This window comes from Pseudomonas sp. GD03944 (genome assembly GCF_029839275.1).
In the GTDB taxonomy this organism is placed as follows: Bacteria; Pseudomonadota; Gammaproteobacteria; order Pseudomonadales; family Pseudomonadaceae; genus Aquipseudomonas.
In genome coordinates this window covers 182,103-204,527 of sequence record NZ_JAOCAH010000006.1, presented here as the reverse complement: position 1 = coordinate 204,527, position 22,425 = coordinate 182,103, and the positions used below count along the sequence as shown (strand labels likewise).

The window sequence follows — 22,425 nt, the reverse complement described above, 5'->3', positions numbered from 1 at the left end:
GTCGCGCGACTGGTCATCGTACGACTGGCACCGTGCCATGTATAATCGCCGCCCCTGACGGGCGTCAACGCAGGGTTCCGCGCAAGGTGGGACCCTTATGCAAAGAGGCCTGCTTGAGCGGTTTCGGGCCAGCAGCGGCGCAGGAATCTGTCGCCGGTTCCCCTTCAGCTTTTGCGTCAGCGGTCGATCTTTAGAGCTTGATGTCCCTTTATTCTGCCAAGGAGCAGTGGCATGCAGTCGTTAAAGGCTTTGTATGAAGCGATCGAGATGCAGTTCTTCGATACGCTGACCAAGAAGCTCTCAAGTCTTTTTCTGATTGTCCTGGCCAGTGGCCTGCTGTACTGGGTCGTTCTGAGCATGCGCAGCGACATCCTGCAGCAGCTGCAGGAGGCGCAACTGGATGCCGCCGTGCTGGCGCAGATCCAGAGCAAGCTCGACAACCTCGGCCACGCGATCCTGCTCGGCACGCTGTTCACCTTCGGCATGATCAGCTTCATGGTGTGGTACTTCCGCCACCTGATCGTGCGCCCGGTGTCGTTCATGACCAAGGCCCTGGAAGAGATCGCCAACGGCGAGGGCGACCTGTCCAAGGACCTGCCGCTGCTGACCCACGACGAAATCCGCACCCTGGCCAGCACCTGCAACCGCTTCCTGGCCAAGCAGCGCGAGATCATCAGCAACGTCCAGGCGCTCACCGTGCACATTGCCGTGGAATCGGCCCGCTCGCTGAAGAACATCAGCGATTCCAGCCAGAGCGCCACCGACCAGGCGCGCTTCGCCAAAGAGGTGATGAGCCAGAGCAACGAGGCGGTGGGGCGCGTCGAAGAGGTGTCGCTGCAGACCCAGGAGATCTCCAGCGTCACCGCGCAGAACCTGAGCATGGCGCGGGACTCCTACGCCGAACTGCTGGAAGTGACGCAGAACATCGGCAAGATTTCCAACAGCCTCGATGAATTCGCCACCCTGGTCGCCGCCCTGAACCAGCGTTCGTCGAGCATCAAGTCGATCGTCGGGCTGATCCAGCAGATTTCCTCCCAGACCAACCTGCTGGCTCTCAACGCCGCCATCGAGGCGGCCCGGGCCGGCGAGAGTGGCCGCGGTTTCGCGGTGGTGGCGGACGAGGTGCGGACCCTGGCGCAGAACGTCAGCAAGGCCACCGACGACATTTCCCAGAACATCGACGCAATGCTGCGCGAGGTGAGTTCCACCCACGAGCAGACCACCCAGATCAGCCACAGCGCCCATGAAACCCAGAAGGTCGTGGAGCGGGCATCCGGCCACTTCGAGATCATGATCGGCGACTTCGAGTCCACCAATGGCAAGCTGGCCGATATTGCCGAGCACATCCAGCAGTTCGCCGATACCAACACCGGTATCAACGAGCGGGTCACCCAGATCCATGCCGACAGCCAGTCCATCGACCAGCGCATGCAGCACTCGGCCACCGCCATCCGCGACCTGACCGGCGTGGCCGAGCGGGTGCAGGCGCTGCTCGGGCGTTTCGTGCTGGGCCATGGCGAGCTGGATGCCGCCATCACCCGGGCCAGCCGCTGCCGTGATGTGCTGCAAGAGCGTCTCGCCGGGTTGAAAGACCAGGGCGTCAACCTGTTCGACCAGAGCTACAAGCTGATCCCGGACACCGACCCCAAGCAGTACATGACCAGCTACACCGAGCGCTTCGCCCAGATCTGCCAGGAAGAGTGCGACAAGCTGACCCGCAGCACCCCGGGCGGCATCGTGACGTTCATCGTCGACAACCGCGGCTATTGCCCGGTGAACAACAGCTGGGTCTCGAAGAAACCCACTGGCAACCGCGAGGTGGACCTGCCGGTGTGCCGCAACAAGCGCATGTTCTCCGACCCGATCGGCCTGCGCGCCGCGGCCAACACCCAGCGCTTCCTGCTGCAGACCTACCTGCGCGACACCGGAGAAATCATGACCGAGATCGACGTGCCGTTCTTCTTCGAAGGCCGTCACTGGGGCAACCTGCGCATGGGCTTCGACGCGTCCAAGCTGCTGGAAAAAGGCTGAGCACTCGGTCGTTCGACGCTCCGCTGGCGGGCAGAGCCCGCGCAGCCAATCAGCCGCCCATGAAAAAGCCCCGAACGTCTCGCGACGGTCCGGGGCTTTTTGTTTGCCGGGCCTCGAGGCCCAGCGCCTGGGTCAGGCAACGACCGGGATGCTCGGATCGGCGGCGGCCAGTGCAGTGGCGCGGTCGGCTGCCGGCGGGTAGATCCACACGCTGTTGATCTCGCTCTTGATCTTCTTGGCCTCGTCGCGAACGAAGCGCACCTGACGGTCCCAGCCCTCGGTGAAGGCTGCCCCCCAGCCACCCAGGTCGATACAGGTCACGTACTTGGGCTGGCTGTAGGCGGTCGGGTCGACGTCGATCAGGCTGGCAGCCACGTTGTTGCCGGCCGAGCGGCCCAGGGCAATGGCGTGCTGGCAGGACATCGCGGCGTAGTTGCCCAGGTCATCGGTGGCGGCATAGGCCACGTCGCCGGTGGCGAAGATGTCGTCCTGGCCGATCACCTTGAGGTTAGCGTCCACGTGCAGGCGGCCATAGGCATCACGTTCGCCGGGGATCTGCTCGGCCAGGGAGCTGGCGCGGACGCCGGCGGTCCAGATCACGGTCTTGGTGAAGATGCGCTCGCCGTTGGCGAGGAAGATGCCGTCGGCGTCCACCGATGCCACGGTGCTGTTCAGGCGCCATTCCAGGCCCAGTTCTTCGGAGGCTTCGGCGATCAGCGGGCTCGGGTTGTCACCCAGGGCACCGCCAAGCTTGCTGCCACGGTCGACCACGATGACCCGCACGTTGGCGTCGGCACCCAGCACGGCACGCAGGCGGGCCGGCATTTCGGTGGCGACTTCGATTCCGGTGAAGCCGCCGCCAGCGACCACCACGGTGTTGCGACCGGCAGATTCCGGCTGTTGGGCCAGGGATTTGATGTGCTCTTCCAGGCGGATGGCCTGCTCGATTTCATCCACGTCGAAAACACGTTCGATGCCCGGCAGGGTCGGACGAGCGACCTTGCTACCGGTGGCCAGGACCAGGCGGTCGTAGTTCAGAAGCGCGGGGTTGCCGCTGGCGTCGCGGTATTCGATGCGCTTGCCGGCAATGTCGATGCGCTCGGCCGCGCCCTTGACGAAGGTGACACCGACAGCGTCGAACAGGGCGTCGAGCGGGGCGGTCATCTTGTGTACATCCTGCTCATAGAAGCGAGGGCGGATACGCAGCTCGGCCTGAGGGGCCAGCACCACGATTTCAGTGCCAGTGTGGCTGTGCAGGTCGAACAGGCGCGCCGCGCTCAGGGCGCTCCACATGCCTGCGAAGCCGGTACCAACAATCAGAATGCGCTTTGTCATGGTTATCTCCTGATATCAAACGTTGCTTGGGGGTGGCGAAGAGTTCGTGGTGCTGATGAGTGGTCAGCCCTCACTTCGTAACTGCGACTCTATTGGTCGGAGTTTGTGGTGGCAAGATTTTTTTTCATCGCGGAGATGCCGTTCGTCGGTATTGTGGCGACCAAGGTAGTCGTAGTTTTGCGTGGCGCTCAGGTGGATTGGGGCTTTGCGGGGGGTTGAGGTGGTTGTGTTGTCTGTTGTTTGGCGGGCTTCAGCCTTGTGATTGGCTGGGTAAAGCCTTATTTTATTGCGACTACTTGAGTCGGAGTTTGTGATGTCTCTTTATAGCGCAGGGGTGGAGTACGGCATTCATTGCCTGCTCTTCCTCACCGATGAAAAAGGCGACAGCCACGAAGCCAGCGTGCGTTCGCTGGCCGAGTTGCAGGGTGTGCCCCAAGAGCTGCTGGCCAAGGTCTTCACCAAGCTGGCCAAGGCCAAGCTGGTGGCGGCGACCGAGGGCGTGCGCGGCGGTTTCCGCCTGGCGCGGCCGGCCGATGAAATCACGGTGCTGGATATCGTGCGGGCCATCGATGGCCACAAGGCGATCTTCGAGTGCCGGGAAGTCCGTGGACGCTGCGCGGTGTTCGACGGCTGCCCGCCGGATTGGGCAACCAGCGGCACCTGCGGTATCCATGCGGTGATGCTCACGGCCCAGAAACGCATGGAAGAAGCCCTGGCCCAGCAGACCATCCTCGACCTGGTGCGGCGTACCGCGCGCAAGGCGCCGATGGAGTATGGCGAGCAGGTGATCCGCTGGATGGACGAACGCCGCGACTGCAAGACCGCTACGCCGGCGGCCTGAGCCATACGCACACCCGCTGCGCAATTGCCGCCGGGGCCGCGTAGAATCGCGCGGTGAAAAACGGCTTCGAGGGTGCAGTGGTGGCGTTACGGCAGGGCTTCGTCCTGACCCGGCATTGGCGTGATACGCCGGCCGGTACCGAAGTCGAATTCTGGTTGGCGACCGATGATGGCCCGCAGCGTGTGCGGGTGCCGTACCAGCCTTCGGTGGCGTTTATCCCGGCGGCGCAGCGTGAGCGGGCCGAAGCCTTGCTGCGCGGCGAGCGCGGTATCGAACTGCGGCCGCTCGGCCTGTGCGATTTCCAGCACCGCCCGGTGCTGGGGCTGTACTGCCAGCAGCACCGCCAGTTGATGAACGTCGACAAACTGCTGCGCAGCGCCGGCGTCGAGGTCTACGAGGCGGACGTGCGCCCGCCGGAGCGCTACCTGATGGAGCGCTTCATCACCGCGCCGGTGTCCTTTGGCGGAACCCCGGACGGCGACGGAACGCTGCTCAACGCCCAGCTGAAACCCGCACCGGATTACCGCCCGACCTTGCGCCTGGTGTCGCTGGATATCGAAACCACCGAGCGCGGCGAGCTGTACTCCATCGCCCTGGAAGGCTGCGGCCAGCGCCAGGTGTACATGCTCGGGCCGCCGAACGGGCAGGGCGACGAGGTCGATTTCCAGCTCGACTACTGCGACAGCCGCGCGCACTTGCTGGAGCGCCTGAATGAGTGGTTGGCCCGGCATGACCCGGACGCGATCATTGGCTGGAACCTGGTGCAGTTCGACCTGCGGGTGCTGCACGAACACGCTCAGCGCCTGCAGGTGCCGTTGCAGCTGGGGCGCGGCGGCGATGCCATGGGCTGGCGCGAGCACGGTGGGCGCAACAACCACTTCTTTGCCAGCGCGGCCGGGCGGCTGATCATCGACGGCATCGAAGCGCTGCGCTCGGCGACCTGGAGCTTTCCGTCCTTCAGTCTGGAAAACGTCGCGCAGACGCTGCTCGGTGAGGGCAAGTCGATCGACAACCCCTACCAGCGCATGGACGAGATCAACCGCATGTTCGCCGAGGACAAGCCGGCCCTGGCCCGCTACAACCTCAAGGACTGCGAGCTGGTCACGCGGATTTTCGCCAAGACCGAAATCCTCACCTTCCTGCTGGAGCGCGCCACGGTCACCGGCCTGCCGGCGGACCGCAGCGGCGGCTCGGTGGCGGCTTTCACCCACCTGTACATGCCGCTGATGCATCGCCAGGGGTTCGTCGCCCCGAATCTTGGAGGGCTTGCGCCGGAAGCCAGTCCCGGCGGATTCGTGATGAACTCGCAGCCGGGGCTGTACGAGTCGGTGCTGGTACTGGACTACAAGAGCCTGTATCCGTCGATCATCCGCACCTTCCTGATCGACCCCATCGGTTTGGTGGAAGGCCTGCGCGAGCCGGACGATGCGGCGTCGGTCGCCGGGTTTCGCGGCGCCCGGTTCTCTCGCACGCGGCACTGTCTGCCGTCGATCGTGGCGCGGGTTGCGGAGGGCCGCGAGACAGCCAAGCGCGAGCACAATCAGCCGCTGTCCCAGGCATTGAAGATCATCATGAACGCCTTCTACGGGGTGCTGGGCTCCAGCGGCTGCCGCTTCTTCGACCCGCGCCTGGCCTCGTCCATCACCCTGCGCGGCCACGAGATCATGCGCCGCACCCGGGAGCTGATCGAGGCCCAGGGCTATACGGTGATCTACGGCGACACCGACTCCACGTTCGTCTGGCTCAAACGCGCCCATGGCGAAGACGAGGCCGCGCGCATCGGCCGGGCGCTGGTGCAGCACGTCAACGACTGGTGGCGCGAGCACCTGCGCACGACCCTGGGGCTGGAGAGTGTCCTCGAGCTGCAATTCGAAACCCACTTCAAGCGCTTCCTCATGCCGACCATTCGCGGCGCCGAGGAGGGCAGCAAGAAGCGCTATGCCGGGTTGGTGGCGAAGGCTGGCGGCAGCGAGGAGATGGTCTACAAGGGCCTGGAAACCGTGCGCAGCGACTGGTCGCCCCTGGCCCAGCAGTTCCAGCAGGAGCTGTACCTGCGCATATTCAAGCGCCAGCCGTACCAGGACTATGTGCGCGACTACGTGCGGCGCACCCTGGCCGGGGAGTTGGACGAGCTGCTGATCTACTGCAAGCGCCTGCGCCGTACCCTGGACGATTACCAGCGCAATGTGCCGCCCCATGTGCGGGCGGCGCGCATGGCCGATGCGGTGAACGACGAGATGGGGCGGCCGCGGCAATACCAGAACGGCGGCTGGATCAGCTACGTGATCACCGTGGCCGGCCCCGAGCCGCTGGAGGCGCGGCAGGCGCTGGTGGACTACGACCACTACGTGACGCGCCAGCTGCAACCGGTGGCGGATGCCATCCTGCCGTTCGTGGGGGACGATTTCTCGACCCTGATCGGCGGCCAGCTCGGCTTGTTCTGAGGCCTGGCCTCAGACTTTCAGCCCCTGCGCCTTGAGGCGCTTGTAGAGGGTGTTGCGGCTGACCCCCAGGCTGCGCGCCAGGTGCGAGATGTTGCCGCCGCAGGCCTGATAGCGGCCGGCCAGGTCATCGACGCTCGGCAGGGTGGCCACGGGCGCCGGTGCGGGGTCGGCGGCCGGCAGTTGCAGGTCGGCGAGGAAATCGTCGGGCAGGTGCTCCGGGCGGATGGGCTGGTCCTCGGCCATGGCGAGAGCAATCTGCAGCACGCTGCTCAACTGGCGCAGGTTGCCCGGCCAGGGGTGGCGCTCGAACAGGGCCAGCACCTCGCGGCTGAGGCCGGCCCATTGTTGCGGTTCGCGATGGTGTTCCCAGATGCGCTGGAACATCGCGGCCTTGTCGGTGCGTTCGCGCAGCGGCGGCAGCTCCAGGTTGAGGCCGCTGATGCGGTAATACAGGTCGGCGCGGAACAGGCCGCTGTCGACGTCCTGGCGCAGGGGGCGGTTGGTGGCCGAGATCAGGCGGATGTCCACCGGGTACAGCTCGCTGCTGCCCAGGGGCTGCACGCAGCGTTCCTGCAGCACCCGCAGCAGGCGGGCCTGGACGCGCAGCGGCATGTCGCCCACTTCATCGAGGAACAGCGTGCCTTTGTGGGCCTTGCGTATCAGGCCGATGCTGCCTTTCTGGTTGGCCCCGGTGAAGGCGCCTTTTTCGTAACCGAACAGCTCGGACTCCACCAGCTCGGCGGGAATCGCCGCGCAGTTCACCGCGATGTACGGCTGGCTGGCGCGGGAACTGGCGTGGTGCAGGGCCTTGACGAAGATTTCCTTGCCGACGCCGGTCTCGCCGTGGACCAGGATCGGGATGTCTTTCTCCAGCAGGCGCTCGGCCTGGCGCACGGCCTTTTCCACGCGGGGGTCGCCCAGGTTGATCGAGGCCAGGGTGAAGGCGGTGGCCGGTTGCTCGGTACGGCTGGGGCGAAAATCCCGGGCCTGGATCGGCGCGGCCTGGAGCGGGCGGCGGACCTGGGCGTGAAAGCGAAAGCGCCCGCCGGCCCGCAGGTTGAACGGCTGGCCGTCGGGCTGGTTGAGCAACTGTTGCAGGGGGACATCGAACAGGCTGTCGATGTTGACCCGGGTCAGGCCCACGCCAAGCAGGTTATCGGCACGGCGGTTGGCCGAGACCACCTGGCCCTGGTCATCGAAGATCAGCAGGCCGGCCCAGGGGCTGTCGAGGTTGGTCAGGCTGGTGTTGAAGGTCAGCTGGAAGTAGCGGCCCTGGAACAGGTTGAGGATCAGCCGGTTCTCCACCGACTGGCTCATCATCTTCACCATGCCCAGGGTGTGCGACGGCGGCAGGTAGCTGTCGCTGGATACATCGAGCACCGCGATCATCTGCCGTTGCTCGTCGAAGATCGGCGAGGCCGAACCGGTCATGAAGCGGTTGGCCTTGAGGAAGTGCTCGTCATGCTGGATATGCACCGCCTGTCCGCAGCTCAGTGCCGTGCCGATGGCGTTGGTGCCGGTGTAGCGTTCCAGCCAGCGGGCGCCAGCGACGAAGCCGGCGGCCTGGCTCGGCTCCACGAAACGGCGATCGCCCCAGGACTGCAGCACCTGGCCCTGGTGGTCGGCGAGCATGATCAGGCAGTTGGAGTTGGCGACGATGTTGCCGTAGTAGGGCAGCACTTCCTGGTGGGTGGTCTGCACCAGCGCGTGCTGGCTTTCCAGCAGGGCCGAGACCTCGCCCTGGGCCGGGCTGCCGAAGCTGGGGGCGCTCTGGTGGGTCAGGCCGAAGTCGCGGCAGCGCGCCCAGGAGTCCTGGATGATGGTGTCGTGGGGCAGGGCGCGGGCGGCCTGGTTCATGGGTCACGTTCTCGCTGTTCTTATTGTTGTACTGCGCGGTCTTCGCCGGGTGGGTTCAGTGTTGTTCATTACTGTTCAATGTCAACGGGTGATGTGTTCAATTGTTCACATCCCGTTGTTCATTTTTGTTCAGGGAGGCGCGCCTTCGTCCTGTCGAATTTTTATCCATATCCAGCTAAATCAATGACTTGTTCTGTTGTTTGGGTGCTTGGCACGGAAGTCGCTCTTGAAGTTCGAAACCGAAGGGCGCCACAACAAGAAAAGGACAGGCCATGTCGCTTACGCTGGAGCACGTTACCCGTGTCGTCGATGGCCAGGTGCATATCGACGACGCCTGCCTGAGCTTCGAACCCGGTTCGTTCAACGTCCTGCTCGGCCGCACGCTGGCCGGCAAGACCAGCCTGATGCGCCTGATGGCGGGGCTGGACCGGCCGACCAGTGGTCGCATCCTGATGAATGGCGCCGATGTCACCCAGGTGCCGGTGCGCCAGCGCAACGTGTCGATGGTCTATCAGCAGTTCATCAACTACCCGACCATGACGGTGTTCGAGAACATCGCCTCGCCGCTGCGCCAGGCCAAGGTCAGCCAGGCGGAAATCGTCGAGAAGGTGCAGAGCACCGCGCGCATGCTGCGCATCGAGGGGCTGCTCCAGCGCTACCCGCTGGAGCTGTCGGGCGGGCAGCAGCAGCGCACGGCGATGGCCCGGGCGCTGATCAAGGACGCCTCGCTGATCCTGTTCGACGAGCCGCTGGTGAACCTCGATTACAAGCTGCGCGAAGAGCTGCGCCAGGAAATGCGCGAGCTGTTCCAGCTGCGCCACACCATTGCCATCTACGCCACCACCGAGCCCAACGAGGCCCTGGCCCTGGGCGGCACCACCACCATCCTGCATCAAGGGCGGGTGATCCAGAGCGGCAAGACCGCCGAGGTGTACCACCAGCCGCAACAGGTGCTGGCCGCGGAGCTGTTTTCCGAGCCGCCGATCAACCTGATGCCCGGGCGCATCAGTGGCACCGAGGTGAGCTTCGCCGATGCCGTGCATTTTCCGCTCAACCCCGACCTCAGGAGCATCGCCGAAGGGGCCTACCGCTTTGGCGTGCGTCCCAGCCATATCGGCCTGGTGCCGTCCAACGACGATGACCTGGAGTTGGCGGTGACGGTCGAATTGGCCGAGATCAGCGGCTCGGAAACCTTTCTGCACGTGCGCAACGAGCAGTTCGTACTGGTGCTGCACCTGCCGGGGGTGCACGAGTACGACGTGGACACGCCGATCCTGATCTACATCCCGACCCACAAGCTGTTCGTGTTCGATACCGAGGGGCGCCTGGTCCAGGCGCCGAGCCGTCGCCTGGGGAGGACTGCCTGATGGCCGAGATTCGTTTGCATCGCCTGGCGCACAGCTACAGCCGGCAGCCGCAGGGCACCGAGGATTATGCGATCCGCGAGATGGAGCATATCTGGGAGCAGGGCGGCGCCTATGCCTTGCTCGGGCCGTCGGGCTGCGGCAAGTCGACCCTGCTCAATATCATCTCCGGGCTGCTGAGCCCGTCCCAGGGCGAGGTGCAGTTCGATGGAAAGGTGGTCAACGACCTGCCACCGGAAGAGCGCAACATCGCCCAGGTGTTCCAGTTCCCGGTGGTGTACGACACCATGACGGTGTTCGACAACCTGGCGTTCCCCCTGCGCAACCAGGGCATGGTCGAGGCCAAGGTGCTGAGCAAGGTCAACGAAATCGCCGAGGTGCTGGACTTGCACCCGTTGCTGCAGCGCAAGGCACGCAACCTGACCGCTGACGAGAAGCAGAAGGTCTCCATGGGCCGCGGGCTGGTGCGTGACGACGTGTCGGCGATTCTCTTCGACGAGCCGCTGACGGTGATCGACCCGCACCTGAAGTGGAAACTTCGGCGCAAGCTCAAGCAGATCCACGAGCAGTTCAACATCACCATGGTCTACGTCACCCACGACCAGCTGGAGGCGTCGACCTTCGCCGACAAGATCGCGGTGATGTACGGCGGCCAGATCGTGCAGTTCGGCACGCCCCGCGAGCTGTTCGAGCGGCCCAGCCACACCTTCGTTGGCTACTTCATCGGCAGCCCGGGCATGAACCTGATCGAGGTTACCCGCTGCGAGGGCGGGGTGCGCTTCGGCGCTACCCAGGTGCCATTGGGCTCGGCGCTGAACCAGCGCCTGGCCGAGCTGGACGGCGCCACGCTGAAGCTCGGCATCCGCCCCGAGTTCATCCATGTCTGGGACGGCCACCAGGAGGATGCCCTGTGCGGCGAGGTGCAGCACGTCGAGGACCTGGGCACCTACAAGATCCTGACCCTGACCCTCGACGGCCAGGTGCTCAAGGTGCGCCTGCAGGAGGACCAGCCGGTGCCGCAGCAGCAGGTCTACCTCAGCTTTCCGGCGCAGTGGCTGATGCTCTACGCCGATGATTTCCTGGTGGAGGTGGCGCCATGAAGATCCAGAACAACAAGGCCTGGTGGCTGGTACTGCCGGTGTTCCTGCTGGTGGCGTTCAGCGCCATCGTGCCGATGATGACGGTGGTCAACTACTCGGTGCAGGACATCTTCGACCCGTCCAGCCGCTTCTTCGTCGGCGCCGACTGGTACCGCCAGGTGCTGCAGGACCCGCGCCTGCACGATTCGCTGCTGCGCCAGTTCATCTTTTCCGGTTGCGTGCTGCTGATCGAGATTCCCCTGGGCATCGCCATCGCCCTGACCATGCCGACCAAGGGCCGCTGGTCGTCACTGGTGCTGATCCTCATGGCGATCCCGCTGCTGATCCCATGGAACGTGGTCGGCACCATCTGGCAGATCTTCGGCCGGGCCGACATCGGCTTGCTGGGGTGGACGCTGAACGCCCTAGGCATCAGCTACAACTATGCCTCCAACACGGCGGACGCCTGGGTCACGGTGCTGGTGATGGACGTCTGGCACTGGACCTCGCTGGTGGCGCTGCTGTGCTATTCCGGACTGCGGGCCATCCCCGACGTGTACTACCAGGCGGCGCGCATCGACCGGGCCTCGGCCTGGGCGGTGTTCCGGCATATCCAGCTGCCCAAGCTCAAGAGCGTGCTGCTGATCGCCGTGATGCTGCGCTTCATGGACAGTTTCATGATCTACACCGAGCCGTTCGTGCTCACCGGCGGCGGGCCGGGCAACGCCACCACCTTCCTCAGCCAGACCCTGACGCAGATGGCGGTGGGGCAGTTCGACCTGGGGCCGGCAGCCGCGTTCTCGCTGGTGTACTTCCTGATCATCCTGCTGGTGTCCTGGCTGTTCTATACCGCCATGACCCACGACGACAAAACTCGCTGAGGCCGCCACGATGATCCGTAAACGTCTGGTGCTCGTGCTGTACATCCTGTTCCTGCTGGTGCCGATCTACTGGCTGTTGAACATGTCGTTCAAGAGCAATACCGAGATTCTCGGCGGCCTGACCCTGTGGCCCCAGGGCTTCACCCTGGACAACTACAAGGTGATCTTCACCGACCCGGCCTGGTACGAGGGCTACCTCAACTCGCTGTACTACGTGACGCTGAACACGGTGATTTCCCTGAGCGTCGCGCTGCCGGCGGCCTACGCCTTCTCGCGTTATCGCTTCCTCGGCGACAAGCACCTGTTCTTCTGGTTGCTGACCAACCGCATGGCGCCGCCGGCGGTGTTCCTGCTGCCGTTCTTCCAGCTGTATTCCTCGATCGGCCTGTTCGATACGCACATCGCCGTGGCGCTGGCGCACTGCCTGTTCAACGTGCCGCTGGCGGTGTGGATTCTCGAAGGCTTCATGTCCGGGGTGCCGAAAGAGATCGACGAGACGGCTTACATCGACGGCTACAGCTTTCCCAAGTTCTTCGTGAAGATTTTCATCCCGCTGATCGGTTCGGGGATCGGCGTCACGGCGTTCTTCTGCTTCATGTTCTCCTGGGTCGAGCTGTTGCTGGCACGGACCCTGACCTCGGTCGACGCCAAGCCGATCGTCGCGGTGATGACGCGTACGGTGTCGGCCTCGGGAATCGACTGGGGCGTACTGGCGGCTGCCGGTGTGCTGACTATCCTGCCAGGCATGCTGGTGATCTGGTTTGTCCGTAACCACGTGGCCAAGGGCTTCGCCCTGGGCCGGGTCTGAGGAGACTGTCATGAGCTGGATGGCCTGGACCCTGCCCACCGCCTTGTTCTTCGGCACCATCGCCGTGCTGCTGGCCGGCATGACGCTGCTGGAAATCCGCAACCCTTGCGTGGAACGCAAGGGCTTCCTGCCGATCGCCACGACCCGTGGTGATCGGCTGTTCATCGGTCTGCTCGGCAGCGCCTACCTGCACCTGCTGGTGGTGGGCGCGACCGATTGGAGTGTCTGGATAGCCTCGGTGCTGTCCCTGCTGTGGCTGTTTGCAGTGATGCGTTGGGGGTGATTCGGCCTGCCGGCGAATCACCTCTCCCCATACCCAGAGATGGAGGTCTCTATGTTCGACAATAAAAACAAAACCCGACATAGCATGGCGCTGGCCGCCTTGCTGGCGTTGTCCGGACTGAGCGGTGCAGCCTGGGCGGATGCCTACGAAGAGGCTGCGAAGAAATGGATCGCCGAGGAGTTCAGCCCCTCGACCCTGACTCCCGAGCAGCAGCTCGAAGAGCTGAAATGGTTCATCAAGGCTGCCGAGCCGTTCCGCGGCATGAACATCAGCGTCGCCTCGGAAACCCTGACCACCCACGAGTACGAAGCCAAGGTGCTGGCCAAGGCCTTCAGCGAAATCACCGGCATCAACCTCAAGCATGACCTGATGCAGGAAGGCGATGTGGTGGAGAAGCTGCAGACCCAGATGCAGTCCGGCAAGAACATCTATGACGGCTGGGTCAACGACTCCGACCTGATCGGCACGCACTTCCGCTACGGCAAGGCGGTGTCGATCACCGACATGATCGCCAACGAAGGCAAGGACGTGACCTCGCCGACCCTGGACCTGGAGGACTTCATCGGGATTTCCTTCACCACCGGCCCGGACGGCAAGGTCTACCAACTGCCCGACCAGCAGTTCGCCAACCTGTACTGGTTCCGCGCCGACTGGTTCGAGCGTCCGGAGCTGAAGGCCAAGTTCAAGGAAATCTACGGCTATGACCTGGGCGTGCCGGTGAACTGGTCCGCCTACGAGGACATCGCCGAGTTCTTCAGCAAGCACGTCAAGGAAATCGACGGCAAGCGCGTCTACGGCCACATGGACTACGGCAAGAAAGACCCGTCCCTGGGCTGGCGCTTCACCGATGCCTGGTTCTCCATGGCCGGTGGCGGCGACAAGGGCCTGCCGAACGGCTTGCCGGTGGACGAGTGGGGCATCCGCGTGGACGGTTGCCGCCCGGTCGGTTCCAGCGTCGCCCGTGGCGGTGACACCAACGGGCCGGCGGCGGTCTATGCGACCCAGAAGTACGTGGACTGGATGCGTGAATACGCACCGCGGGAAGCCCAGGGCATGACCTTCTCCGAGTCCGGCCCGGTACCGGCTCAGGGCGCGATCGCCCAGCAGATCTTCTGGTACACCGCGTTCACCGCCGACATGACCAAACCCGGCCTGCCGGTGGTCAATGAAGACGGCACGCCGAAATGGCGCATGGCACCGTCGCCCAAGGGCCCGTACTGGGAGGAGGGCATGAAGCTCGGCTATCAGGACACCGGTGCCTGGACCTTCCTCACCTCCACGCCGGAGAAACAGCGCCTGGCCGCCTGGCTGTACGCGCAGTTCGTGACTGCCAAGACCGTGTCGCTGAAGAAAACCCTGGTGGGCCTGACGCCGATCCGCGAGTCGGACATCAACTCCCAGGCCATGACCGACGCCGCGCCGAAGCTGGGCGGTCTGGTGGAGTTCTACCGCAGTCCGGCGCGCGTGCAGTGGACGCCGACCGGTACCAACGTACCGGACTACCCGCGTCTGGCTCAGCTGTGGTGGCAGTTCATCGCCGAAGCGGCCAGTGGTGACAAGACGCCGCAAGAGGCGCTGGATGGCCTGGCGGCTGCCCAGGACACCATGCTGGCGCGACTGGAACGTTCTGGCGTGCTGGGTGAGTGCGGGCCGAAGCTGAACGAGCCGCGTGATCCGCAGTACTGGTTGGATCAGCCTGGCGCACCGAAGCCGAAACTGGAAAACGAGAAGCCGAAGGGCGAGACCATCGCCTATGACGAACTGCTGAAATCCTGGGAGCAGTCGCGCAACTAAGGTGGCGCGGCAGGCGGTGCTTTAGCCGCGATGCGTTCGATGGGCGTATTGCGGCTAGCCCCCGATCCTGGTTTCAACGGCAATAAAAAACGGCACCCTCGGGTGCCGTTTTTTATTGCCGAGTGCAGCGCTTACTGATGCAGGTGCTCAGCGGCGTGCAGGGTGTTCTCCAGCAGGCAGGCGCGGGTCATCGGGCCTACGCCGCCAGGCACTGGGGTGATCCAGCCAGCGCGGGGCAGGGCGGTGTCATACACCACGTCGCCGATCAGCTTGCCGTCTTCCTGGCGGTTGATGCCGACGTCGATGACGATCGCACCTTCCTTGATCCACTCGCCTTTGACCAGGCCCGGCTTGCCGGCGGCGACCACGACGATATCGGCCTGGGCCACGTGGCCAGCCAGGTCCTTGGTGAAGCGATGGGTCACGGTCACGGTGCAGCCACCCAGCAGCAGCTCCATGGCCATGGGGCGCCCGACGATGTTCGACGCGCCGACGACAACGGCGTGCAGCCCATAAAGGTCGACACCGGTGCTCTGCAGCAGGGTCATGATGCCTTTGGGGGTGCAGGGGCGCAGCAGCGGCATGCGCTGGGCCAGGCGGCCGATGTTGTAGGGGTGGAAGCCATCGACGTCCTTGTCCGGACGGATGCGCTCCAGCAGCAGGGAGGCGTCCAGGTGCTCGGGCAGCGGCAACTGAACCAGAATGCCGTCGATGGTCGGCTCTTCATTAAGGCGGTCAATCAAGGCCAGCAGGTCGGCCTGGGTGGTGCTGGCTGGCAGGTCGTAGGCCTGGGAAACGAAGCCGACTTCCTCACAATCTTTGCGCTTGTGCGAGACATAAACCTGGGAAGCCGGGTCGCTGCCCACCAGGATCACCGCCAGGCCCGGTGCACGGAGGCCTTGCTGGCGTCGCTCGGCGACACGTTGAGCGATCTGCTGGCGGAGGCTGGCGGCGATCGCTTTGCCGTCGATCAGTTTTGCGGTCATTACGCTTGGTTAACCATAAGAAAGGGTGGAAAAAGGAGGCGCATTCTCGCATGGCCATGCGATGGGGCAAAGGCGCGCGCCGGTGTTTTCGCGTAACCCCTTTAAATCGCTGAATTTTTTTTGAATTTTCTGTTGACGACCTGTGGGAGCCTCTATAACATTCGCCCCGCTTGTCGAGCACAGCCAGTCGCTGGGTAAGACGGCAGAGGCAAAGCCCCTTGGGGTGGCGTCAACGCCGAAAGCTTTAAGTCTGCATCTGCAGATGGATAAGCGCCCGTAGCTCAGCTGGATAGAGCATCCGCCTTCTAAGCGGATGGTCGCAGGTTCGAGTCCTGCCGGGCGTGCCATTTGGCTGCTAGGCACAAGCAACATGCAATATGGTGGGCGTAGCTCAGTTGGTAGAGCACAGGATTGTGGCTCCTGGTGTCGAGGGTTCGATCCCCTTCGTCCACCCCATATTCCAAAGCGCCAGGCCCTAAAAAGCCTGGCGTTTTTTGTTTCAAGAGCCTTACCACGCGGACGTGGTGGAATTGGTAGACACACTGGATTTAGGTTCCAGCGCCGCAAGGCGTGAGAGTTCGAGTCTCTCCGTCCGCACCATCTTTACTCCCTCCCGATTGCCGCCTGCATCTAGGGTGACTTCTGCACATTGACCCTCTAGAATGCATGCCCTTGATTCGGGGCCGGCGAATGGTCGGCTTATGTCTGTGCAACGAGGAATATCCATGCAAGTTTCTGTTGAAAGCACTTCTGCTCTTGAGCGCCGTATGACCGTCGGCGTCCCCGTCGAGCGCATCGAGACCGAAGTCAACAAGCGTCTGCAGCAGACTGCCCGTCGCGCCAAGGTCCCTGGCTTCCGCCCTGGCAAGGTGCCGATGAGTGTCATTCGCCAGCGTTATGAAGACGCCGCTCGCCAGGAAGCCCTGGGCGACCTGATCCAGGCCACCTTCTATGAAGCCGTGGTCGAGCAGAAGCTGAACCCGGCTGGCCAGCCTGCCGTCGAGCCGAAGAGCTTCGAGAAGGGCAAGGACCTGGAATACGTCGCTACCTTCGAAGTGTTCCCGGAATTCGAAGTGACCGGTTTCGACTCCATCGCCATCGAGCGCCTGCAGGCTGAAGTGGCCGATGCCGACCTCGACAACATGCTGGACATCCTGCGCAAGCAGAACACCCGTTTCGAAGCCGTTGAGCGTGCTGCCGAAAACGGCGACCAGCTGAACATCGACTTCGTTGGCAAGATCGATGGTGAAGCCTTCGCCGGCGGTTCCGCCAAGGGCACCCAGCTGGTGCTGGGTTCCGGCCGCATGATCCCGGGCTTCGAAGACGCCCTGGTCGGTGTGAAGGCGGGCGAAGAGCGCGTCATCAACCCGGTGTTCCCTGAGGATTACCAGAACCTCGACCTGGCCGGCAAAACTGCCGAGTTCACCGTCACCGTGAACAGCGTTTCCGCACCGCAACTGCCTGAGCTGAACGACGAGTTCTTCGCCCTGTTCGGTATCAAGGAAGGCGGTCTGGAAGGCTTCCGCACCGAAGTTCGCAAGAACATGGAGCGCGAACTGCGTCAGGCCATCAAGTCCAAGGTCAAGAACCAGGTAATGGACGGCCTGCTGGCTGCCAACCCGGTCGAAGTGCCGAAGGCGCTGATCGGTAACGAAGTCAATCGTCTGCGCGTTCAGGCTGTTCAGCAGTTCGGTGGCAACATCAAGCCGGACCAGCTGCCTGCCGAGCTGTTCGAAGAGCAAGCCAAGCGCCGCGTCGTGCTGGGCCTGATCGTCGCTGAAGTGGTCAAGCAGTTCGACCTGAAGCCGGACGACGCCCGCGTTCGCGAGCTGATCCAGGAAATGGCGTCTGCCTACCAAGAGCCTGAGCAAGTGGTGGCCTGGTACTACAAAAACGACCAGCAAATGAACGAAGTGCGCTCGGTTGTGCTCGAAGAGCAAGTTGTAGATACTGTTTTGCAGAAGGCCAATGTGACCGATAAAGCGGTCTCTTACGAAGAAGCTGTCAAGCCGGTAGAAGCTCCAAGCGCCGCCTGATTTCTTTACCTCGTTCGAACACGCCATAAGCCAGCCTCCGAGCTGGCTTATGCGTATTTGTGACATGACTATTTTAGGGAGCGAGTGCCAAGACATGTCCCGCAATCCTTTTATGCAGCAAATGCCTGACATCCAAGCCGCTGGTGGCCTGGTCCCGATGGTTATCGAGCAGTCGGCCCGCGGTGAGCGCGCCTACGACATCTACTCGCGCCTGCTCAAAGAGCGTGTGATCTTCATGGTCGGCCAGGTCGAGGACTACATGGCCAACCTGATCTGCGCCCAGCTGTTGTTCCTCGAGGCGGAAAACCCGGACAAGGACATCCACCTGTACATCAACTCCCCGGGCGGTTCAGTGACTGCCGGCATGGCGATCTACGACACCATGCAGTTCATCAAGGCGGACGTGTCCACCACCTGCATCGGCCAGGCTTGCAGCATGGGTGCCTTCCTGCTGGCTGGCGGCGCCAAGGGCAAGCGTTTCTGCCTGCCGAACTCCCGCGTGATGATTCACCAGCCGCTGGGTGGCTTCCAGGGCCAGGCGTCGGACATCGACATCCATGCCCGTGAAATCCTCTATATCCGTGAGCGCCTGAACGAGCTGCTGGCGTTCCACACCGGCCAGCCGCTGGACGTGATCGAGCGCGACACCAACCGTGACTACTTCATGAGCGCTTCGCGCGCCCTGGAGTACGGGATCGTCGACGCCGTGCACGAGAAGCGCCAACTGCCGGTCTGATGCCGGCTTGATGGGGTGCAAATAGCGGACATCTGTCATGTGCGCCGTGCGCGCCCTTGAAAATGCCCGCATTTGCCTTCATCTTGTATTTCAAGCTTACCGTATTGGATTGATCGAATGACTGACACCCGCAATGGCGAGGACAACGGCAAACTGCTTTATTGCTCCTTCTGCGGCAAAAGCCAGCATGAAGTGCGCAAATTGATTGCCGGCCCCTCGGTCTTTATCTGCGACGAGTGCGTCGACCTGTGCAACGACATCATCCGCGAGGAGGTGCAGGAAGCCCAGGCCGAGAGCAGTGCGCACAAATTGCCGGCGCCCAAGGAAATCAGCAGCATCCTGGATCAGTACGTGATCGGCCAGGAGCGTGCGAAAAAAGTGTTGGCGGTAGCGGTCTACAACCACTACAAGCGCCTCAACCAGCGCGACAAGAAAGACGATGTCGAGCTGGGCAAGAGCAACATCCTGCTGATCGGTCCGACCGGCTCGGGCAAGACGTTGCTGGCGGAAACCCTGGCACGCCTGCTCAACGTACCGTTCACCATTGCCGACGCCACGACCCTGACCGAAGCCGGTTATGTGGGCGAGGACGTCGAGAACATCATTCAGAAGCTGCTGCAGAAGTGCGATTACGATGTGGAGAAGGCCCAGATGGGCATCGTCTACATCGACGAAATCGACAAGATCTCGCGCAAGTCGGACAACCCGTCGATCACCCGTGACGTATCGGGCGAAGGCGTGCAGCAGGCGCTGCTGAAGCTGATCGAAGGTACCGTAGCCTCCGTTCCGCCTCAGGGTGGTCGCAAGCATCCTCAGCAGGAGTTCCTGCAGGTCGACACGCGCAACATCCTGTTCATCTGCGGTGGTGCATTCTCCGGTCTGGAGAAAGTCATCCAGGGGCGCTCGACCAAGGGCGGCATCGGCTTCACTGCCGAGGTGCGCAGCAAGGAAGAGGGCAAGAAGGTCGGTGAGTCGCTGCGTGCGGTCGAGCCGGACGATCTGGTGAAGTTCGGTCTGATTCCGGAATTCGTAGGCCGTCTGCCGGTTATCGCCACGCTGGACGAGCTGGACGAAGCTGCCCTGGTGCAGATCCTGACCGAGCCGAAGAACGCCTTGACCAAGCAGTACGGCAAGCTGTTCGAGATGGAAGGCGTGGACCTGGAGTTCCGTCCGGACGCCCTGCGCTCCGTGGCGCGCAAGGCTCTCGAGCGCAAAACCGGTGCCCGTGGCCTGCGTTCGATCCTCGAAGGCATCCTGCTCGACACCATGTACGACATTCCGTCCCAGGCGGACGTCAGCAAGGTGGTCATCGATGAGAGTGTCATCGATGGGGCTTCCCAGCCATTGCTGATCTACGAGAACAGCGAACCGCCTGCCAAGGCCGCTGCGCCTGACGCGTAAGCGTTCTGTCACATCATGAAAGCAAGGGGCCTCTGGGCCCCTTTGCTTTTCCAGCCGTAGTGCTTGTTTTTTGCTTGGGCTGCCCCCATCTTAGGGCCAAGGGTTATCCCATCTGTTTACGGCCGTAAGGCCGCCGTAGAGCTGAAATCATGAAGACAACCATCGAATTGCCTCTCCTGCCATTGCGCGATGTCGTGGTCTATCCGCACATGGTCATCCCGCTGTTCGTGGGGCGTGAGAAATCCATCGAGGCGCTGGAAGCAGCGATGACGGGCGAAAAGCAGATCCTGCTGCTGGCCCAGAAAAATCCTGCCGACGACGATCCGAGTGAAGAAGGGCTCTACCGCGTCGGGACCGTTGCCACGGTTCTGCAATTGCTGAAACTCCCGGACGGTACCGTCAAGGTGCTGGTGGAAGGGGAGCAGCGGGGCGAGATCGAACGTTTCATCGAGGTCGACGGCCATTGCCGTGCCGAAGTGCAGTTGCTCGACGAAGTCGATGCTGCCGAGCGCGAGTCCGAGGTCTTCGTTCGCAGCCTGCTCAGCCAGTTCGAGCAATACGTCCAGTTGGGCAAGAAAGTGCCGGCCGAGGTGCTGTCCTCGCTCAACAGCATCGATGAGCCGAGTCGCCTGGTCGATACCATGGCGGCGCACATGGCGCTGAAGATCGAACAGAAGCAGGAAATCCTGGAAATCACCGACCTGCCGACGCGCGTCGAGCACGTGCTCGCGCTGCTGGATGCCGAGATCGACCTGCTGCAGGTCGAGAAGCGCATCCGTGGCCGGGTCAAGAAGCAGATGGAGCGCAGCCAGCGCGAGTACTACCTGAATGAGCAGATGAAGGCCATTCAGAAAGAGCTGGGCGACATCGATGAAGGTCACAACGAGCTCGATGAGCTGAAAAAACGCATCGAAAATGCCGGACTCAGCAAGGAAGCGCACGCCAAGGCGCACGCCGAGCTGAGCAAGCTCAAGCAGATGTCGCCGATGTCCGCCGAGGCCACCGTAGTGCGCTCGTACATCGATTGGCTGGTCAATGTGCCGTGGAAGGCTCAGAGCAAGGTCCGTCTCGACCTGGTCCGTGCCGAATCGATCCTGGACGCCGACCACTACGGTCTGGACGAGGTCAAGGAACGCATCCTCGAATACCTCGCCGTGCAGAAGCGCGTGAAGAAGATCAAGGGCCCGGTCCTGTGCCTGGTCGGTCCGCCCGGCGTCGGTAAGACCTCGCTCGCCGAGTCGATTGCTTCGGCCACCAACCGCAAATTCGTACGCATGGCCCTCGGTGGTGTGCGTGACGAGGCCGAGATCCGCGGCCATCGCCGTACCTACATCGGGTCCATGCCGGGTCGCCTGATCCAGAAAATGACCAAGGTGGGGGTGCGCAACCCGCTGTTCCTGCTCGATGAAATCGACAAGATGGGCCAGGACATGCGTGGTGATCCCGCATCGGCCCTGCTCGAGGTGCTCGACCCGGAGCAGAACCACAACTTCAACGATCACTACCTGGAGGTCGATTACGACCTGTCCGATGTGATGTTCCTCTGCACCGCGAACTCTATGAACATCCCGGTCGCGCTGCTTGACCGCATGGAAGTGATTCGCCTGCCGGGCTACACCGAGGACGAGAAGGTCAACATCGCCATCAAGTACCTCGCGCCGAAGCAGATTCAGACCAATGGCCTGAAGAAGGGCGAGCTGACCTTCGATGAAGCGGCCATTCGCGACATGATTCGTTACTACACCCGCGAGGCAGGGGTGCGCAGCCTGGAGCGTCAGATTGCCAAGGTCTGCCGCAAGGCGGTCAAGGAGCATGCGCGTGACAAGCGTTTCGAGGTCAAGGTGACGGCCGACTCGCTCGAGCACTTCCTGGGCGTGCGCAAGCACCGCTACGGCCTCGCCGAGCAGCAGGATCAGATCGGTCAGGTGACCGGCCTGGCGTGGACCCAGGTGGGCGGCGAACTGCTGACCATCGAGGCCGCCGTGGTGCCCGGCAAAGGCAATCTGATCAAGACCGGTTCCCTGGGTGACGTGATGGTCGAATCCATCACCGCCGCGCAAACCGTGGTTCGCAGCCGGGCGAAGAGCCTGGGGGTGGCGCCTGATTTCTACGAAAAACGTGACATCCACATCCACATGCCGGAAGGGGCGACCCCTAAAGACGGCCCGAGCGCGGGCATCGGCATGTGCACGGCGCTGGTGTCGGCACTGACCCAGATTCCGGTGCGCGCGGACGTGGCGATGACGGGTGAAATCACTCTGCGTGGTCAGGTTCTGGCCATCGGTGGGCTGAAGGAAAAATTGCTGGCCGCACACCGTGGTGGAATCAAAACCGTGATCATTCCCGAAGAAAATGTGCGTGATCTGAAGGAAATTCCGGAAAATATTAAGCAGGACCTGCAGATTAAACCCGTTAAATGGATTGACGAGGTCCTGCAAATTGCGCTGCAATACGCCCCGGAGCCCTTGCCCGATGCGGCTCCTGAGATGGTTGCAACGGATGAGAAACGCGAGTCTGATTCCAAGGAGCGAATTAGCACGCATTAGCCG

Annotated in this window: 16 protein-coding genes and 3 tRNA genes; 16 read left to right on the top strand and 3 right to left on the bottom strand. The window is 62.9% G+C overall.

The window, feature by feature from the left end:
- Nucleotides 1-231: 231 nt before the first annotated feature.
- Nucleotides 232-2,031, top strand: a complete 1,800-nt coding sequence (locus tag N5C28_RS12070; protein WP_279822556.1) for a methyl-accepting chemotaxis protein — start codon at nucleotides 232-234, stop codon at nucleotides 2,029-2,031.
- 132 nt (nucleotides 2,032-2,163) lie between these two features.
- Here N5C28_RS12070 and N5C28_RS12065 read toward each other — a convergent pair whose 3' ends face one another.
- Nucleotides 2,164-3,366, bottom strand: a complete 1,203-nt coding sequence (locus tag N5C28_RS12065; protein ID WP_279822555.1) for an FAD-dependent oxidoreductase — start codon at nucleotides 3,364-3,366, stop codon at nucleotides 2,164-2,166.
- Nucleotides 3,367-3,679: 313 nt separating this feature from the next.
- Here N5C28_RS12065 and N5C28_RS12060 point away from each other — a divergent pair, with 313 nt between their 5' ends.
- Together N5C28_RS12060 and N5C28_RS12055 are read left to right on the top strand one after the other, a co-directional pair.
- Entirely contained in the window at nucleotides 3,680-4,207 is a 528-nt protein-coding gene (locus N5C28_RS12060; protein ID WP_279822553.1) for an Rrf2 family transcriptional regulator, read from the top strand.
- Nucleotides 4,208-4,287: 80 nt separating this feature from the next.
- On the top strand, nucleotides 4,288-6,651 hold the full coding sequence (locus tag N5C28_RS12055; RefSeq protein WP_279822659.1) for a DNA polymerase II: 2,364 nt from the start codon (nucleotides 4,288-4,290) through the stop codon (nucleotides 6,649-6,651).
- Nucleotides 6,652-6,660: 9 nt separating this feature from the next.
- Here N5C28_RS12055 and N5C28_RS12050 read toward each other — a convergent pair whose 3' ends face one another.
- Nucleotides 6,661-8,508 carry a sigma-54-dependent Fis family transcriptional regulator gene (locus tag N5C28_RS12050; RefSeq protein WP_279822552.1) on the bottom strand — a complete coding sequence of 616 codons (1,848 nt, stop codon included), beginning with the start codon at nucleotides 8,506-8,508 and terminating at the stop codon, nucleotides 6,661-6,663.
- A 272-nt stretch (nucleotides 8,509-8,780) separates the two neighbouring features.
- Between N5C28_RS12050 and N5C28_RS12045 the strand changes: the two genes are divergently transcribed.
- Genes N5C28_RS12045 through N5C28_RS12020 form a run of 6 tightly spaced genes read left to right on the top strand, consistent with a single transcriptional unit; the run spans nucleotide 8,781 to nucleotide 14,717 of the window.
- Nucleotides 8,781-9,875 carry an ABC transporter ATP-binding protein gene (locus N5C28_RS12045; protein WP_279822551.1) on the top strand — a complete coding sequence of 365 codons (1,095 nt, stop codon included), beginning with the start codon at nucleotides 8,781-8,783 and terminating at the stop codon, nucleotides 9,873-9,875.
- A complete protein-coding gene (locus N5C28_RS12040; protein ID WP_279822549.1) occupies nucleotides 9,875-10,972 on the top strand; it encodes an ABC transporter ATP-binding protein in 1,098 nt (365 codons plus the stop codon). Before N5C28_RS12045 ends, N5C28_RS12040 begins: the two co-directional genes overlap by 1 nt.
- Complete coding sequence (locus N5C28_RS12035; protein ID WP_279822547.1) at nucleotides 10,969-11,832, top strand: sugar ABC transporter permease; 864 nt, start codon at nucleotides 10,969-10,971, stop codon at nucleotides 11,830-11,832. The genes N5C28_RS12040 and N5C28_RS12035 overlap by 4 nt, the downstream gene beginning before the upstream one ends.
- A gap of 10 nt (nucleotides 11,833-11,842) precedes the next feature.
- The gene (locus N5C28_RS12030; RefSeq protein WP_279822546.1) at nucleotides 11,843-12,640 is read left to right on the top strand and encodes a carbohydrate ABC transporter permease; all 798 of its coding nucleotides are present in this window, start codon (nucleotides 11,843-11,845) and stop codon (nucleotides 12,638-12,640) included.
- Nucleotides 12,641-12,650: 10 nt separating this feature from the next.
- Complete coding sequence (locus tag N5C28_RS12025; RefSeq protein WP_279822545.1) at nucleotides 12,651-12,923, top strand: DUF2160 domain-containing protein; 273 nt, start codon at nucleotides 12,651-12,653, stop codon at nucleotides 12,921-12,923.
- Nucleotides 12,924-12,974: 51 nt separating this feature from the next.
- A complete protein-coding gene (locus N5C28_RS12020; protein ID WP_279822543.1) occupies nucleotides 12,975-14,717 on the top strand; it encodes an ABC transporter substrate-binding protein in 1,743 nt (580 codons plus the stop codon).
- Nucleotides 14,718-14,848: 131 nt separating this feature from the next.
- On the opposite strand, the gene folD is transcribed toward N5C28_RS12020, so the two are convergent.
- Nucleotides 14,849-15,703 carry a bifunctional methylenetetrahydrofolate dehydrogenase/methenyltetrahydrofolate cyclohydrolase FolD gene (gene folD / locus N5C28_RS12015; protein ID WP_279822541.1) on the bottom strand — a complete coding sequence of 285 codons (855 nt, stop codon included), beginning with the start codon at nucleotides 15,701-15,703 and terminating at the stop codon, nucleotides 14,849-14,851.
- A 270-nt stretch (nucleotides 15,704-15,973) separates the two neighbouring features.
- On the opposite strand from folD, the gene N5C28_RS12010 reads away from it, so the two are divergent.
- The 7 genes from N5C28_RS12010 (at nucleotide 15,974) to lon (ending at nucleotide 22,422) form a co-directional block, all read left to right on the top strand.
- Nucleotides 15,974-16,050 (top strand) — tRNA-Arg (locus tag N5C28_RS12010).
- A 33-nt stretch (nucleotides 16,051-16,083) separates the two neighbouring features.
- A tRNA-His gene (locus N5C28_RS12005) sits at nucleotides 16,084-16,159 on the top strand.
- A 59-nt stretch (nucleotides 16,160-16,218) separates the two neighbouring features.
- A tRNA-Leu gene (locus tag N5C28_RS12000) sits at nucleotides 16,219-16,303 on the top strand.
- Between the two features lie 125 nt (nucleotides 16,304-16,428).
- On the top strand, nucleotides 16,429-17,739 hold the full coding sequence (tig, locus tag N5C28_RS11995; protein WP_279822539.1) for a trigger factor: 1,311 nt from the start codon (nucleotides 16,429-16,431) through the stop codon (nucleotides 17,737-17,739).
- Nucleotides 17,740-17,833: 94 nt separating this feature from the next.
- The gene (gene clpP, locus N5C28_RS11990) at nucleotides 17,834-18,475 is read left to right on the top strand and encodes an ATP-dependent Clp endopeptidase proteolytic subunit ClpP (protein ID WP_279822538.1); all 642 of its coding nucleotides are present in this window, start codon (nucleotides 17,834-17,836) and stop codon (nucleotides 18,473-18,475) included.
- A 117-nt stretch (nucleotides 18,476-18,592) separates the two neighbouring features.
- On the top strand, nucleotides 18,593-19,876 hold the full coding sequence (gene clpX / locus N5C28_RS11985; protein WP_279822537.1) for an ATP-dependent Clp protease ATP-binding subunit ClpX: 1,284 nt from the start codon (nucleotides 18,593-18,595) through the stop codon (nucleotides 19,874-19,876).
- A 149-nt stretch (nucleotides 19,877-20,025) separates the two neighbouring features.
- Nucleotides 20,026-22,422: an endopeptidase La gene (gene lon / locus N5C28_RS11980; protein ID WP_279822536.1), complete on the top strand. Its 2,397-nt coding sequence runs from the start codon at nucleotides 20,026-20,028 to the stop codon at nucleotides 22,420-22,422.
- Nucleotides 22,423-22,425 lie beyond the last annotated feature (3 nt).